The organism is Kitasatospora sp. NPDC008050 (assembly GCF_042957465.1).
GTDB lineage: Bacteria > Actinomycetota > Actinomycetes > Streptomycetales > Streptomycetaceae > Kitasatospora.
Genome location: NZ_JBIBIJ010000006.1, coordinates 418,578 through 435,965 on the forward strand (window position 1 = coordinate 418,578; position 17,388 = coordinate 435,965).

Annotated in this window: 1 protein-coding gene (cut by both window edges); it reads left to right on the forward strand. The window is 69.1% G+C overall.

Every position in this 17,388-nt window falls within one protein-coding gene, locus tag ACFZB9_RS15650, for a protein-glutamine glutaminase family protein (RefSeq protein WP_391447334.1), read on the forward strand. The gene is 45,183 nt long; 17,650 of those nucleotides lie to the left of the window and 10,145 to its right, leaving coding positions 17,651-35,038 in view — codons 5,884 (partial) to 11,680 (partial); the first codon wholly inside the window starts at position 3. Both codon boundaries (start and stop) fall beyond the window edges.

Below are 17,388 nucleotides of genomic sequence, written 5' to 3' on the forward strand. Positions count from 1 at the left end.
CCTACGTGCACGTCCCGGGCTCGCTCGACCTGGTGAACCACATCATCGGCCAACTCCACGAGATCCCGGGCCTGTTGCCGCCACGGGGGACGGACCAGGAGTCCTCGGTCACCCCGCTGGCGCACGAGAACCTGCGCAGCCTGCACGAGCAGCTCTCGCCCTCCGCACTGCGCGCCAACGCGGAGGCGTTGCTCAACGGCACCTTCCGGATCACGCTGAACGAGCCCCACCTGCCGGGGCTCCCCGACCGGACGTACGAGATCGTGGTCCGGGCCGAGCTCGCGCCCGGCGATCACCGGGGCGCCGGCGCGTCCACCGCCAAGGAGACGGTCACCCGCGCGACGGCGGTCGACAAGTCGGTGGGGCAGAGCAGCAAGCACGCCGGCACCGCCAGCGGTTCCATGCGCAGCGCGATGAACGAGCCCGGCACCCTCCGGGGCTTCGTGACGGTCAACGGCGAGCGGTCCTACGGGCAGTCGCACCAGCTCACCACCGGCGCCGAGACCGAGATCAAGCGGGAGTTCAGCCTTGAGACCCCGGACGACAGGTTCGCCTACCCGGTGACCTACCGGGCCCACATCGGCGTGCTGGACCCGGAGAACCCCACCCGACAGCTGGGCACGGACCAGGGGGCGCTCGTGGGGCGCACCACGGACGAGCACCTCACCGTCGACGTGCAGCGCTCCGAGCTCCCCGACAGCGTCCTCGGGGACCAGGCGCTGCCGCTGCAGCAGCTGCCCATGCTGCACGTCGTGCGTGACGTCAGCGCCGGGAACTTCCGTGAACAGGCCAAGGAGTCGCTGCGCGACGCCTTCGGCGCCAAGTCCGCCGAGGACACGGTGCCGGACTTCGAAGAGGCCCTGGACACCCTCACCAGCGCGCAGCAACTGCGCGGCGGTGTCTCCGCCTCGCACAACGCCTGGTCCAACACCAGTGACCTGCACGTCGGTTGGGGAATGGCGCGGGACACCGTGGGCCTGTCCCTGCGCACGAACCTGAGCAACTTCCGGTACCGGGAGACCCTTTCGGGCGAGGGGAAGCTGGCGCTGGAGGTCAAGTCCAGCACGTCGACCGCGGTGGCCGACAAGACGTCCAGCAGCACCAAGGGTGCCCTCGCCGGCGACTTCGGCAGGTTCCCCCAGACCCCCGAGGGCCTGAACACGTCGACCTACCAGATCCGCGGCGGCGTGAAGGGCAAGGGCTCCTACGGGGGTGACACCAGCGACTCCGTCAAGGAGAAGGTGTCCACCACCCGGAAGGTGGCCCAGAAGGGACGCTGGCACGTCTACGAGGCCGAGGCGACGATCACTGTCAAGGGCCGGGTCACCGACTCCAATGGCAAGGTCAGCTACGGGGCGACGCAGGAGAGCCAGGGGCACAGCGTGCTGGTCCTGCTCTCCGACGCCGATGTGAGGGCGCTCAGGGAGTCGGCTTTCACGGAGACGGCTTCCATCGAGACGGCCTCCACGGAGACCGCTCCGATCGAGACGGCCGCCCCGGTCGCGCCGCCGCAGCCCGAGCCTCGGCGGGCCAACCTGCTCGAAGCGGGGATCGCCGCCGGCGCCGTCGCCGAGTTCCACGACTCGGACCACATCCTGCGGGAGATCGACCGCCAGCTCCGGGGCACCGAGCGGGCGAACGAGGCGCCCACCGAGGCCCTGCCGTTCGCGGAGACCTTCTCCCCCCACAACCTGTCGGCGAACTTCGACGACCTGATCAACAAGGGCATCCTCGACTACCACGTGCAGGAGACCCCGACGACCCGGATCGTCACCAAGGTCCTGGTGCGCGGCATCCCGGAGGGCGGCTGGCACGACGAGCAGCAGCAGTCCGCGATGGAGATCACGCGCAAGACGGGAGCGGCGCAGACCGTCAAGGGCAACTCCGGCAAGAGCTGGACCGGCGGACTCGACGGCAACGTCAAGCCCTCCTACGGGGCGCCCCGGGCCGCCGAGCACTTCGGCACCGCGACCTTCGCCGCCACGGCGGGCGGCGAGCTCGGCGGCAGCACCGGCAGCGAGTCGGGGGTCACCACCAAGGTCGGCCACAAGACGTCGAAGTTCGGCACCAGCCGCGCCTTCACCTCCCGGATGCGGTTCGAGGTGACGGTCACCCGGGAGGAGCGCGGGCGGTACACGAAGCTGGCCGACCCGGTGGACGTCACACCGGCGTGGCAGGTCAAGGCCTGGGTCCCCGAGTCGATGACCGAGACGGCGGATCACGAGGCACCGACCGGGCAGCAGCAGGAGCAGATCACGCCGGCTCCGCCGACCGAGTCCGCGCACAACCCGGTCACCCCGGCAGCAGACGAGTACGAGCTGCAGGAGATCGTCGTCCACGACGGCACCGAGCAGCAGACGCAGCTCCCCGCCCCGAGCAGCGCCGAGCGGGAGCAGTGGGCGCAGTCGCTCGCCTCGGGGCACGACCTGGTCGGCTTCGACCAGATGAACGGCCTGCTGGACCACGCGGTGGCGTTGCTGAACTCCCCCCGCCCGTGGGGGGACGGCGTGTTCGGCAAGCTGGGCGCGGGTGCCTCCAAGGTCTTCGAGCCGCTCCACGGTCTGGTCAGCAGCACCGCGCGCAGCATCGTGGAGGCCACCATCCCGGCCTCGGTCCGGCGGATGGCCGAGGAGACCGTCGGTTCGTTCCTGGCCGACTCCCGGTTGAACAGCGACCCCGCGCTGCAGGCCGAGCACCAGCTCCCGCTCGGTTCGCAGATCGCGCTGCGCCAGGCCCTCTCGCCGCAGACGCTGCAGGCGGTCTTCCACCGTCTCAAGGTTCCGGAGACGAACGACCAGCTCTCGGAGACGAAGTACCAGACGGTGCCGCTCGGCCCGGACGGCAGGACCCTGCTGCACGTGGGCATGGAGCCCATGGGCGAGGCCACCGAGGTCGGGGTCCGCGAGAACGGCGAGGACGAGCTCACCGGCTCGACCGAGAGCGAGCTGGACACGTCGTCCAGCAGCACCCGGACCTGGAGCGTGGCGCCGCTGGACTTCACCGGCACCACGGGCGATCCGATCGTGACCGTCCCGGCCAACACCGTCCGGTTCGGTGGAACCCGGACGCTCGACAGCAAGTCCCCGGTCACCCGCGCCCCGGGGAGCCCCAGCCGGGAGATCCCGGTCGGCGTGGTTCCGCACGGCAAGACGGTCGACGAGCCGGGCAGGGTCAAGGTCGAGCCGGGCAAGGCCACGCTCACGGGCCCGCAGTCGCTGCTCCGCCAGCCGGTCAGGATCACCCTGCGCAGGGGCGACGAGAACGGCCAGTACGGCGAGACCAGCGAGACGGTCGGGCACGTGTACTACTGGGCGGCGAAGCCGGAGCCGGCGCCGGAGGCCGAGACGCACCTCGACCCGGAGCCGGGCACCGTCACGCAGACCGAGCACGTCCAGCCGGTGCAGACGCAGTCGTCGCACGAGGACAACGAGTCGTCCCACACCGACAACGAGTCGTCCCACACCGAGAACGAGCTGTCCCACGCGGACCACGAGATCACGCACGAGGACGGCACCCAGCACCTGGAGGCCCGTCCGACCCCGGCGTCGACGCATGTGACGGAGTCTCTGAACGGGCACCAGCAGCACGAGTCCGGTGGCTCGGCCGAGCCGGTGTACGCGGGGCACGCGTTGTCGGATGCCGGTGGCGAGGTGCACGGGTGGTGGATCCGCAGCTCCACCGGGTCGCGGGAGGCCGATGCGGCGGTGAGTCACGCGCTGGCGCATATGCCGGTGCGCAAGGGCGTGTTCACGGTCGCGGCGCACACCGACCCGAAGACGGGTTTCCCGGTGCACGACGGGCAGCCGATGGAGCCCGAGGCGTTCGCCAGGTTCCTGGTCAAGCTGCGGGACGACCGGGTGTGGAGCGGCAAGGGCGAGCTGGACCTGGTGGCGTGTGGTCTCGGTCTGGCCGATGCGCGGAAGTATGTGCCGCGCATGCGGGCGGTGTTGGCCGAGCACGGGATCAACGTCAAGGTGCGGGCGGCGAACAAGCCGGCCTGGTTCGCGCCGAAGGTGGACGAGGCGGGCAGGCCGCTGCTCGATGCCGAGGGGCATCTGGTGTCCGCCGGGCTGGTGGGCAAGGTCGGTTTCGGGCCGGACGGCAAGCCGGCGATCACCGCGGACGGGCACTGGCTGGAGTTCGACGGTGACCCGTCGAAGCCGCCGACCGAGGTCGCGCAGGAGCTGCCGGCGGGGTACCGGTACGCGACGGAGGAGGAGGCGCAGGAGCTGACCGACCTCCCGGGCCGGGCCAAGTTCATGTACGCGCCCGGCGCCGGACCGCACGGGCAGCCCGCGGTCCCCCCGCATCAGGTGGACACCTGGCACGACCAGGATCCGCTGGCATCTGTGTCATGGGACACCGCCCGTGTCGTGTTCGATCGGATCGCGGCCCGCAAGATCACCCTGGGCGAGACGATCCCGTTCGACCACCCCGAGGACGGCTGTTACAACCGGGCGAACCAGATGGCCGCGCACCTCCAGAACGAAGGGATCGAGAGCAAGAAGATCTGGGTCACGCATATCGCCGGCGGGCGTGCGGGTCTCGCAGTGCAGTCCGACAACGCCCGGGCGGCACTGCCGGGACGGCCCGGCGCGGTCGACTGGGGATACCACGTCGCGGTGGTCGTCCACGTGTGGGACCCAAGCGTGGCACGCACCACGGAGATGGTCTTCGACCCGTCGATGTTCCCCGGAGGCCCCGTACGCACGGACGAGTGGCTCGGGGCCATGGGCGTGGGTGCGAACGACTACGACCGGATCGGCGAGTCCTACGACCAGGCGATTCAGAATCTCCAGCTCCGCTACCGCTACCACCCGGATGGCATCACCAGCTTCGGGTACCCCCACAACAGGGCGGTGGTCTGCAGCACCGAGCTCGACGTCTACTTCAGGCCGACCCTCGATACTCACGGCCGGCCGAACCCACCGGTCAAGCTCCACGAGCCCAACGCCCAGCGTGACCGGGATCTCTACAACGAGGAGCTCGATCAGCAGACGGCCGAGGCCAGGACCCGAAGGAGGCTGCGATCCGCCATCGCCGTGCCGGGGCCGAACAGCCACCTCCCGCTCTTCGACCACCTGCACCGCCCTCTGCGGCCGTTCACCACCACGACCGCGCTGTACCAGCGCTACGACACCGATCCCAAGCGGCCGACCGACCCCAGCTGGCCGGCCGCCAGCGTGCTCGCGCTCTACGACCACGGTGCGCAACCGTTCCAGGGGCTGCACGACAGCAACGGGGCACCGCTGCCGGAAGCCGCCAGCGGCAGTAGTTCCAGCGTCCCCGGCCAGCAGGTGCCTTCCGCCATGTCCAGGCTCTGGCGTACCGACGGCCAGCCCTTCCACGCGACGACCCTCACCACCAGCACGCTCTTCGACCATCGCGGTCAGCGCCTGAGCACGCTCACCACGGCCTTGACGCTCTTCAACGACCGCGGCGAGCCGATCCGGCCGGCGGGCTTCGTCGGCACCCACGTGCACAAGTGGCCCGACGGCGCTCTGCCGTCGCACGCCACCGCGGACGTGCACCACCACGGCAGCCAGCCGGTCAAGCCGGTCGCCACCGCGGTGTACGAGGACGGTGGCCGACTCCGGCTGACAGCAACTGAGGAGGTGAACGCTCAGGCCGGGCGCAAGACCATGTGGCCGATCATCACCACCAGTAGCGACAGTGCGCGGACAAACGTGGGAGTCCTCACCTCCCGGCACCCCGTCCCGGTGGGTGGGACCCCGTACCGTCCCGTGCAGGCGCCCGACCACTCCGGGGACCTGATCGTTCCGGCCAAGTCGTCGGGCACGTTGCACGACCTCGTGGCGGCCTACCGGCCCACCGAGTGGGCGCATCCGGTGGAGCGTCCGGTCACCGTGGACCAGTGGCAGGCCAGGCGTGCCCTCGCGCCGGTTGTGGAGCGGCGGACCGAGCGTTTCGTGCCCGAGGCCAAGGAGTACAAGGCGTTTCCGCCGAACCGGCTGGAGGGTTGGACGGTCCACGTCCGCAATTCGGTGCGTCGGATCCAGGCGGATGACGGGCGCTGGGTGCGGGTGATCTCGTTCGATCTGCCGGTGCGGTACGGCACGGGTATGTCCCACGACCGGCTGCCGGGCTTCGAGCAGCGGACGCGTGACCTGCTCGATCGCCACCTGAACGTCGGGCATGTGCTGCCGCGTTCGCGTGACCAGGTCCACTTCGAGGTGAACTTCCGCCACGATCCCGCGGATCCGGAGGCGATCGAGCTGACCGACACGGAGGTGTCGGCGGGAGCCGGTCCGGCGCGTGCCGACCAGCTCCACCTGGACCTCAAGCACAACAACGCGGTGGTGCTGCACGAGCTCCTGCACTACGCGGGCCTGACCGACGAGAAGAAGAGCAGCGAGTCGCTGTTCCGCGACACGGCGGCGAAGTCGTGGAAGACCGGTCTGATGGCGGACGTCCTCAGTCCGGTCACCCGGGCCATCCCGCACCGCTACCTGCACGAGATCGAGTCGCTCAGCGAGGACGGCGCCCCGCTGCGCGACCACCCGCTGACGGTCAGCGAGGAGCAGCTGCTCCCGACCGTGCCGCTTCCCGAGCATGACGGTGTGCCGTTGTCGGATGTCGGCAGTGGTGCGCACGGTCGGTGGATCAGGAGCTCGACCGGGTCGGCCGTGGCGGATGCGGCGGTGCTTCGTGCGTTGGCGCATCTGCCGGTGCGGGAGGGTGTGTTCACGGTTGCGGTGCACACGGATCCGCGGACGGGGTTGCCGGTTCGGGATGGGCGGCCGATCAGTGCGGAGGACTTCGCGGGGCTGCTGAAGAAGTGGCGTGATTCCAAGGAGTGGAACGGGACTGACCGGATCGAGTTCGTCTCCTGTGGGCTTGGTCTGACCCAGGCGCGCAGTTACGTGCCGAAGGTGCTGGAGAAGCTCGCGGAGTACGGGATCCAGGCGAAGGCGCGGGCGGCGACCAAGTCGGTGTGGTTCGCGCCGAAGTTGGACGCGGAGGGGCGGCCGCTGCCGCACGCGGAGGGGCATCTGGTCTCGGCGGAGCGGATCGGGTTCGGTTCGGACGGCAGGCCGGCGATCACTGAGGGCGGTGACTGGCTGGAGTTCGACGGCCCGTCCCACGAGCCGCGGGTGGTCGCGCAGAAGCTGCCTGAGGGGTACGGGCATGCGACGGAGGAGAAGCTGACCAAGAGCCTGCCTGGCCAGGCCAAGTTCGCGAACGCGCCCGACCAGCCCGCAGCCGCCCCACACGAGCAGGCCCCGGCGGCCCCGCACCAGCTTCCGGCGGACACCTCGCACGACCAGCACCCGCTGGAGTCCGTGACGACGGAACGAGCCGGGGAGCTGTTCCGGCAGATCACGGATCGCAGGTTCACCGAGCTCACCAGGGCCAACATCGCCACCATCGACCGGTCGCAGTGGACGATCCCGTTCGAGTTCGTCGAGGACGGCTGTTACAACCGGGCCGACCAGATGGCTCAGCACCTGGACGGCCAGGGCGTCGCGAACAAGAAGATCTGGGTCACCCGCGTCGGCTACTTCGGGATGCCGCTCCTCAAGGTGGAGTCCGGCAACGCCCGTGGCGCACTTCCGGGGCAGCCTCGCGAGCTCGTATGGACGCACCACGTCGCGGTGGTCGTCCACGTGCAGGACCACGGCCAGGAGACCACCACGGAGATGGTCTTCGATCCGTCGATGCATCCCGAAGGTCCCGTGCCCACGGAAACCTGGTTGGACTCCATGGGCGTCAAGGTGGACTCCACGGGCGTCAAGACGTGGGACCGGATCGGCGAGTCGTACGACGAGGCGCTCCAGAATCTGCGCCACCGGTACGTGGAGCAGCTGGGGAACACCGTCAACGGGTATCCCATGGGGAAGGCGGTCGTCTGCACCACCGAGAGCCACGTCTACCAGAAGCCGGCGTTCGGCGATGATGACAAGCCGATCCCACTCGTCACACTCCGGGATGAGTGGAGGAAGTTCTATACGGAGACGCTGCAGCACGCGGAGGAGGCCCGGGTCAGGAGGACGCTGCTGGCGGCCACCGCCGTGCCGGGGGAGCACAGCACCCCCGTGCTCCTCGACCACCTGGGCCGCCCCCTGCGGTTGGTCAGCACCACGACCACGCTGTACGAGCGTGTCGGTGATCCGTACAGGCCGGCTGCCAGCGTGCTCTCGCTCTACAGCCATGCGGCAGAACCGTCCGAGCTGTCCAGCAGGAACGGCAGGACCGTGCAGGAGGCCCTCGCCGGGGTCACCATGCAGGATCCGCCTTACCTGGCCAAGCTCTGGACCACTCAGGGCGAGCCTTTCTACCCGACGGCTCAGACCACCTTCACGATCCTCGACCAGCACGGTGATCCCCTGCGCTCGGTCACCACGGCCCTGACGCTCTTCAACGAGCGCGGCGAGCTCCTGATACCGGAGAGCGTCGACATCGCCATCCACGGCCGGCCCGGCGAAGAGCTGCCGTCGCACGCCACCGCGAGGGTGACCCACTTCCGTTCCGGCGTTGATACTCTCGCCTCCGCGGTGTACGGGCCCGACAGTGCCCTCCAGGACACCGGGCCCACGCGGGAGGTCGCCAGAGCCCGCACCACCGGGTTGCCCTTCCTTCAGGTCACCGCCACCCCGGAGCCCGTCCAGGGCGAGCACCCGCCGGCGCAGGCGCCCGAGCACAGCGAGGGTCTGTACCTTCCGGAGAAGGTGTCGGGTACGTTGCACGACATCGTCGCGGCTCATCGGGGTTCCGAATGGGCGCATCCGGTGGAGAATCCGGTCACGGTGGATCAGTGGCGGGCGCGTCGTGATTCCGCGCCGTGGGTGGAGCGTCGTACGGAGCGTTTCGCGCCGGATGCCAAGGATCTCAAGGAGTTCGAGCCGCACCCTGTGCATGGTGGGAGGGTTCCTCCCGCCATGAAGGGTCGGATGGTGTATGTCCGTAACTCGGTGCGTCGGATCCAGGCGAATGACGGTCGTTGGGTGCGGGTGATCTCGTTCGATCTGCCGGTGAAGTACGGAACGGGCATGTCGCACGGGCAGTTGGAAGGTTTCCAGCAGCGGGCCACCGGCTTGCTCGACCGGTACCTGAATGTCGGGCATGTGCTGCCGCGTTCGAAGGACCAGCTGCACTTCGAGGTGAACTTCCGCCACGATCCGGCGGATCCGGAGGCGATCAAGCTGACCGACACTCCGGTGTCGAGGCGCACCGGTCTGGAGCGTGCCGATCAGTGGCAGCTGGATCTGCAGCACAAGAACGCGGTGGTGCTGCACGAGCTGCTGCACTACGCGGGTCTGACGGACGAGAAGGAGAACGAGGATTCGCTGTTCCGCAACACGGAGGCGAAGTCCCACAGGACCGGGCTGATGGCGGATGTCATCAACCCCGTCACCCAGGCCGTTCCGCACCGCTACCTGGCCGATATCGAAACGCTCAGCGAGGACGGCGCCCCGCTGCGCGACCACCCCCTGACGGCCGACCACTTTCTGACGGCGGACCTCCCGACCGCGCCGGTTCCCGCGCATGAGGGTGTGCCGTTGTCGGACTTCGGCGGTGGTGCGCACGGTCGGTGGATCAGGAGCTCGACCGGGTCGGACGCGGCGGATGCGGCGGTGCTGCATGCGTTGAAGCATCTGCCGGTGCGGGAGGGTGTGTTCACGGTTGCGGTGCACACGGATCCGCGGACGGGGTTGCCGGTTCGGGATGGGCGGCCGATCAGTGCGGAGGAATTCGCCGGGCTGCTGAAGAAGTGGCGGGATTCCAAGGAGTGGAACGGTACTGATCGGATCGAGTTCGTCTCCTGTGGTCTTGGTCTGACGCAGGCGCGGAGCTATGTCCCGAAGGTGTTGGAGAAGCTCGCGGAGTTGGGGATCGAGGCGAAGGCGCGGGCGGCGACCAAGTCGGTCTGGTTCGCGCCGAAGCTGGACGAGGAGGGGCGGCCGCTGCCGGATGCCGAGGGGCATCTGGTCTCGGCGGACCAGATCGGGTTCGGTCCGGACGGCAGGCCGGCGATCACTGAGGGTGGTGAGTGGCTGGAGTTCGACGGTCCGTCCCACGAGCCGCGGGTGGTCGCGCAGAAGCTGCCTGAGGGGTACGGGCATGCGAGTGAGGAGGAGCTGGCCAAGCGGCGGCTCGCCGACGGTTCGACGGAACTGCCCGAGGGTGCCGCCAAGTTCATGGACGAGGGGGCTCTGGCCGCGATCCGCCGCAGGCAGGCCTCGGACTCGGACGAGGGGGAGGACAGCGACAACTGGGACGATGAGGAGCCGGCCGAGAGCTCCACGCCTGCCCCGGCGCACAACACGCTGTCGGTGACCTCCACGCTTCAGACCTCGCTCTCCCTGCAGACCAGCCATGTCGCGCCGCAGCACGAGCAGGTGGTGCACCAGCAGGAGCAGCAGCACCAGCAGGAAGCGGAGCACGGGCACGAGCACGAGGAGGAGCCGCAGTCGCCGGTCGCGGAAGCACCGCCGGCGCTTGAGGTTCACGCCGAACCGCAGCCGGTGGCAGAGTGGCCGGTGGGCGCCTTCGAGGGCACGAACGGCGACCTCTCGGCCGACCAGCTCTGGCCGGACCGGGAGTCGAGCCTCTCCGAGTTCGGAATCTTCAACGACAACCTGTTCGCGGCAGAGGACGGCGGGCCGGGCGGCGAGAAGTTCTTCAGCAACGCCACACTGCTCGACTGGCGTTCGTCCGACATCATTCAGGGACGTCACCTGAACTCGGGCGATTCCGGTGTTGTGGACAGTCTCGGCGAGGCATTCAAAACGCGTGCCGAGCAGGCCGAGCGGCGGTTGGCCACCCTCGTCGAGCGCACCGAGACGTTCCTGCAGGAGCACCCTGGGGCAGCGGCGGCTCAGAAGCTGCTGGACACCCACAGGGCGCTGCACACCGACGGTTGGTCGCCCGCGTACATCGAGGAGTTCCTGCACCTGCAGATGCGCCTGGGCGCCAGCAACGTGCCGGAGAAGTTCCCACAGGAGCTGATCGCGCGTGAGGTGCCCAAGAGTGTGAGCTCTGAGGGGGGCAGCCGACTGGTGGACGACGAGACGCCCTGGACCCCGAGGCCGGAGGACCTTGTCCCGGCACCCGAGATCGAAGGCGGCTCGATGGTCGGGCCGGACGGTGCGTCGAGCCGGTTCTACCGGTGGCTGGAGGACCTGGGCGGAAGCCCTGACTTCATCGAAGCCTGGGGCGACTCCCAGGGAGCCGGTTCGTGGACGGGTACTCCGGTCCTGGCGAAGCTGTTCTACGCCCACTTCCGCCCCGGTGGGGAAGGGGCGATGAAGGAGTACGCCTGGCACAAGGGCGTTCCGGGAGAGGTTGCCGGAGGCTGGAAGTTCAATGAGGACGACACGCTCTCCTACACCCTCGTCCGCTACGACAGCCGGCTGATCCGCTCGCTCGTCGCTCAGCACGTGTTCACCTACGAGTTCCTGACCAGGACCAAGCTGCCGAACGTCGATCCCAAGAACGGGACGATCAGGCTGTTCCGCCTGGAGGACCAGCAGATCGTCAAGGATCACAAGGGCAACGAGGAGACGCGTTTCGAACTCACCGAACCGAGGCAGAACGTCACGATTCGGCGCGGTGCGGCCGAGTCCTTCAGCCTGCTCCGCCCCTTCCAGGACCCGGACCCGAAGGTGAAGGAAGAAGGGCGCCTGTACCAGCACTGGGTGACGGTCCAGGAGTTGCCCATCCAGCGGGTGTTCGGGACCTGGGTGCAGACCCGGTGGACGGAGGATCGCAGGACGATATTCCATGGCGAGGACGAACTCCTCGTCATGTCGGCGGGCCACGACATCGAGTTCTGGGAGAAGAAGGTTCCGCCGGTCCCGTCGGTGGACCCCGCGCGCGTGGCCCCGGTGGTGGCCGATGCCATGCAGTCCGTCCCGGGGAAGCAAGGTGTCCACCGGCTCACCGATCCTGCCTCGGACGACGCGAGCCGACTCGCTGTCGACACGGCGCTCGATGGCCTTGCCGAGGAGCCTGAGGCCTTCACCGTCGTCTACTCCAGCAGCTCGGCGATCAAGGGTGCTCCGACCTGGAACGGGCGGCCGTTGTCCGCGGCGGAGACGGCTACGGCGCTGCTTCGCCTGCATGGCAGTGACTACTGGGTGGGCCGCCCGCTGCGGTTCGTGGCCCGCGGGGTGAGGCCGCGCGAGGTCGACACGCAGCACTACACCCTCTTGGTGGAGAAGGAGCTCGCGGCGGCGGCCGAGTCGTCCGCGTCGCCCGCGGGCAAGGGGATGCCCGTGACCGCTCTGGGGGCTGTCTCCTTCGGTGTGCCGGAGCGGGAGGTGGCCGCGTCGGACCACGGTGGCAGCGGCGAGGTGTCGGATCTCCAGGGCTCGGGGCAGCAGCACGTCCCGGGTGGGATGGATGCGTCCGCGCATGAGGGTGTGCCGTTGTCGGACGTCGGCAGTGGTGCGCACGGTCGGTGGATCAGGAGCTCGACCGGGTCGGACGCGGCGGATGCGGCGGTGCTGCATGCGTTGAAGCATCTGCCGGTGCGGGAGGGTGTGTTCACGGTTGCGGTGCACACGGATCCGCGGACGGGGTTGCCGGTTCGGGATGGGCGGCCGATCAGTGCGGAGGAATTCGCCGGGCTGCTGAAGAAGTGGCGTGATTCCAAGGAGTGGAACGGTACTGATCGGATCGAGTTCGTCTCCTGTGGTCTTGGTCTGACGCAGGCGCGGAGCTATGTCCCGAAGGTGTTGGAGAAGCTCGCGGAGTTGGGAATCGAGGCGAAGGCGCGGGCGGCGACCAAGTCGGTGTGGTTCGCGCCGAAGCTGGACGAGGCGGGCAGGCCGCTGCCGGATGCCGAGGGGCATCTGGTCTCGGCGGACCAGATCGGGTTCGGTCCGGACGGCAGGCCGGCGATCACCCCGGGTGGTGACTGGCTGGAGTTCGACGGCCCGTCCCACGAGCCGCGGGTGGTCAAGCAGGAGCTGCCCGCCGGGTACGGCCACGCGGAGAAGGAGCAGCTGACGCAGCAGCGGCCGGGCCACGACGGAGCCGACCGTGCCGCCAAGTTCGCGACGCACGTGGACGACGAGGACGACTGGGATACCGGAGGGAACACGGCCGATCAGCAGAACACGCACGTAACGACCGTCACCCCGCCGCAGGGGGCGGGGCATGTGGACGCCGCCGAGGAGGAGCAGCCTCAGTCGCCGGTCGAGGAGACTCCGCCGCACGAGCTCGAGTTCGAGCACGAGGAAGCTCCGCTGCACGCGCTCGAAGCCCACGCGGACCCGCTGCCGGTCGCACCGTGGCGGGAGGACGCCTTCACGGCCGTGGAGGGTGACCTCTCCGCCGACAGGCTCTGGCCGGACAGCGCGTCAAGCCTTTCCGAGTTCGGAATCCTCTATGACGCCGCCAACCGCCACAACGACGCCCAGGCGATGGGAACCTGCACACTGCTCGACTGGCATGCGACCGACCGCACGCGGGGCGCGCACTTGAGCAATGACGACTACGGAGTGCTGGGCAGGCTCCGTGCGGACTACGACACGCGTGCCGAGCAGGCCGGTCAGCGACTGACCGAGCTCGTCGAACGCACCGAGGCGTTCCTGGTGGCGAACCCTGGGGCGAAGGCGGCCGAGAAGCTGCTGGACACCCACCGGGTGCTGAGCGAGGACAGGTGGTCGCCTGCGTACATCACGGAGTTCCTGCACCTGCAGATGCGCCTGCGGGCCAGCGATGTGCCGGAGAGCTTCCCGCGGAAGCTGGTCGCGCGTGAGACGCCCGTGGGCAAGAGCCACAAGTACGGCTACCTGCTGGAGGGCGATGAGACGCTCTGGGCGCCGAGGCAGCTTGACGGCGTTCCGGTGCCCGTGGATGTCGAGGGCGGCTCGATGGCCGGGCCGGAGGGTGCGTCGAGCCGTTTCTACAGGTGGCTGGCGGCACTGGACGGCAATCCCCAGGAGATCGAAACCTGGGGCGACGAGCAGGGAGGCGGTTCGTGGACCGAGTCCTCGGTCAGGGTGAAGCTGTTCTTCTCCCACGTCCGTTCCGGCGAGGAGGCGATGACGGAGTACTCCTGGTTCGGGTCCGGCAATCCGGTGGAGAAGGCCGGAAGCGCAAGGCTCGTGGATGACGATGGCCCTGTCGAATTCGACCTCATCAGCTACGACAGCTCGCTGATCCGCTCGCTGGTTGCTCAGCACGTGTTCACGTACGAGTTCCTGACGACGACCGAGCTGCCGAACGTCGATCCCGAGAACGGGACGATCAAGCTGCTGCGCCTGGAGAACCAGCACTTCATCACGGCCGAGAACGGGAACCGGGATCCTGTTGACGGGCAGCGCATCACGTTGCCGCGCGGTCCGGCGGAGTCGTTCAGTCTGCTGAACCCGTTCAAGGACCCGGCCCCGATCGTGGCCCACGAGCAGGCCGAGGCCAAGGCCGAGGCCAGGGCCGAGGCTCAGGCGGAGGCCAAGACTCAGGCCACGGTTGAGGCGAAGGCCGCGGCCGAGGCTCGGGCGCTGGCCAAGGCCAATGATCCGTTCAAGGACCCGGACACGGACCCGGACCCGGACCCGGACCCGGACCCGTTCAAGGACCCGGACCCGGACCCGGACTCGGATTCAGGCCCGGACTCCGACTCGGAGTCGGCCAACGCGCCGGCCAGGCCGAAGTCCAAGGCGCCGGAGGAGTCCCCGTACTGGGTGACAGTCCAGGAGATGCCCATCCAGCGGGTGTTCGGGACGCATCTGCAGACCCGGAAGTCGAACGACCGTGAGACGTTGTTCTACGGTGAGGACGAGTTCGTCGCCATGTCGGCGGGCAGCGACATCACGTTCCTGGAGAAGGTGACACCGCCGATCCCGTCGGCGGATCCCGCGCACTTCGCCCCGGAGCTGGTCCAGGCGATGCGGAGCAGCCACGAGCGGACCGGCGTCCACCTGCTCGCCGATCGTTCGATGGACGACGCGCGTCGGCTGGCGACCGAGGAGGTGCTGAAGCACCTTCCCGAGGACCCGGGTGCTTTCACCGTCGCCTACCACAGCAATTCGGCGGTCGAGGGCGCTCCGACCTGGAACGGGCGGCCGCTGTCCGCCGCCGAGATGGCCCAGACGTTGTTCATCCTTCGGCGCGACCACGTGTGGGACGGCGGCCCGCTGCGGTTCGTGGCCTGTGAGACGGGTCTGGGCAAGACCGACTCCTACGCTGCCGAGGTGTTGAAGGAGCTGCGCAAGCTGCTCGGTCCGGATGTGCTGCTTGAGGCCCATGCGCCCACCGGGCCGGTCTGGGTGGTCAAGTCGGCTGACCCGCTGGCAGGTGACCACCAGGGCCGCGTGGTGGTGAGTTCGAAGGTCGGCATCGACGCGTCCGGCAGGATGCGGGTCACAGCCGACGGTCACTGGCAGAAGATCGTGCTCCCCGCGCACAGCAACGACGTGCTGGTGACACCGCTCGCGCCCCACCCCGACCAGCCGATGCCGCTGGTGGCGACCAGGAATCACCCGATCACCGACAAGCACCCCGACGCGATGGTCTTCGGCGACAAGCGGGACCGCACCGCGCCGTACCAGGGCGGGCACGAACTGCTGAAGGACCTCGGCGACACCAGCACGGTGGCGGACCTCCGGGAGCTGGAGCAGCAGCCGGGGCCGTTCGGTGCCGACCTGTTCGGGATCCTGCAGCCGCGTCCGGCGCCGGAGTTCATGACCGACCCGGCCACCGGAAGGGCCTACGACTACCACGATCTGACGGCGGATCAGCTGTGGCACTTCATGGACGCGATGGACATGCGCCATGACGCCGACCCCACACTGATGGACCCGACGGCGCCGACGTGGGAGAAGCAGCCCGGGACCTTCAGCACCGTCCACGAGCGGGAGAACACCCAGTGGGCGCCGAGTACCGACGCGCCCGAGCTGGACTCCCCGCGGGTGCAGATCCCCTTGGTGGTGCACGCGATCTGGTTCGGCCCGTTCCGCGAGCAGGGGATCTCCGCCAACTTCTGGAACGGGTACGGGGAGTCGGCGAGGTACTTCAAGGACGAGGCCGCGTTCGTCCTGTGGACCGACGTGCCCCGTGAGCGGTTCGCCGCCGTCCGCGACCTGACCGAGGCGCCGCAGGACCCCCAGCTGGCCGACGCCTGGAAGATGCTCCAGTGGGCCGGCGAGCGCGGCATCCGTCTGGTCAACCCGTTCGAGGTGTTCCACAGCGAGCGGCCGATGAGCCTGCACAGTGAGGTGCTGACCGAGCTGGCCAAGCAGACCGGGCCGGGCAAGGCCGCGGCCAGCGACGCCTTCCGGGTGGTGATCGGCGAGGAGTTCGGCGGTCTCTACAGCGACGGCGACAACCAGATCCTCTCGCTGGACGACCTGTACGAGGTCGGGGGCACCGAGGCCGGTTTCGCTGTGCACGCCAAGGCCGGCGAGAGCGGCAAGGTGGGCACCTTCGGCAACTCCGCCTTCGTCGCGCCCAAGGGGCACCCGTACCTCCTGGGGCTGCGGGACGAGATCCGGGAGAACTACCGCAAGACGCAGGCCGAGCTGTACCACGAGGTGCCCGAGTTCCTGCACCGGAACTTCCACACGATCCCGGAGCTGAGGGTCCGGCGGAACTCGGTGATGCTGCGGACCGGCCCGGAGAGCGTGTCGCCGGTGGCCAAGAAGCTCGGCTACAAGAGCGCCTCCGACCTGCCGGCGCTGGACCAGACGAAGATCACCATGGAGTCCGACGGCAGCTGGCTGCACCCCGAGCACACCGAGGTGCCGCGGGAGTGGTCGGCCCAGGAGACGCTGGAGTTCACCCAGCGGGTGGTGCACACCCTGGTCCGCGACCTGTACAACCGCAACGGTGACCTGCACCTGACCCAGGTGCACGAGGTGATCGCGCAGCACCCGCAGCCGGAGCAGGTCTGGCATGCCGCGCTGCACCACCTGGCCGGGCGCGAGGACCTGCGCGCGCTGGTCACGGGCGTGACCCGGACCCGCCTGGAGAACGACGGAACCACCACCGTGGTCGAACTCCCGCCGAGCGTCGAGCACTTGCTCCAGCCGCACGACGAGGGGCCGGCCCCGATCGGCGACCACGAGGGCTGGTGGCTCTCCGAGCAGTCCGAGCCGGCCCACCTGGTGCCGCCGGTGCCGTGGATCGGCGACCGGCATCCGGATCCGGTCCAGCACGCGCTGACCCAGGCCGCGCTCGACCGGTTCCCGCGGGACGCCGCCTGGACGCCGGTGGCCATGCACACCGCGGCCGACGGCCGGCCGACCCGTGGGGGGAGGCCGATCGAGCCCGGTGACTTCGCCGACGACCTGATCGCACAGGTGCCGAGGAAAAACTGGGACGAGCAGAAGCCGCTGTGCTTCGTGGCCTGTGACCTGGGCCGCGTCTCGGTCGACTACGTCGACGCCGTGCTCGCGGAGCTGCGCAAGCGCGGTA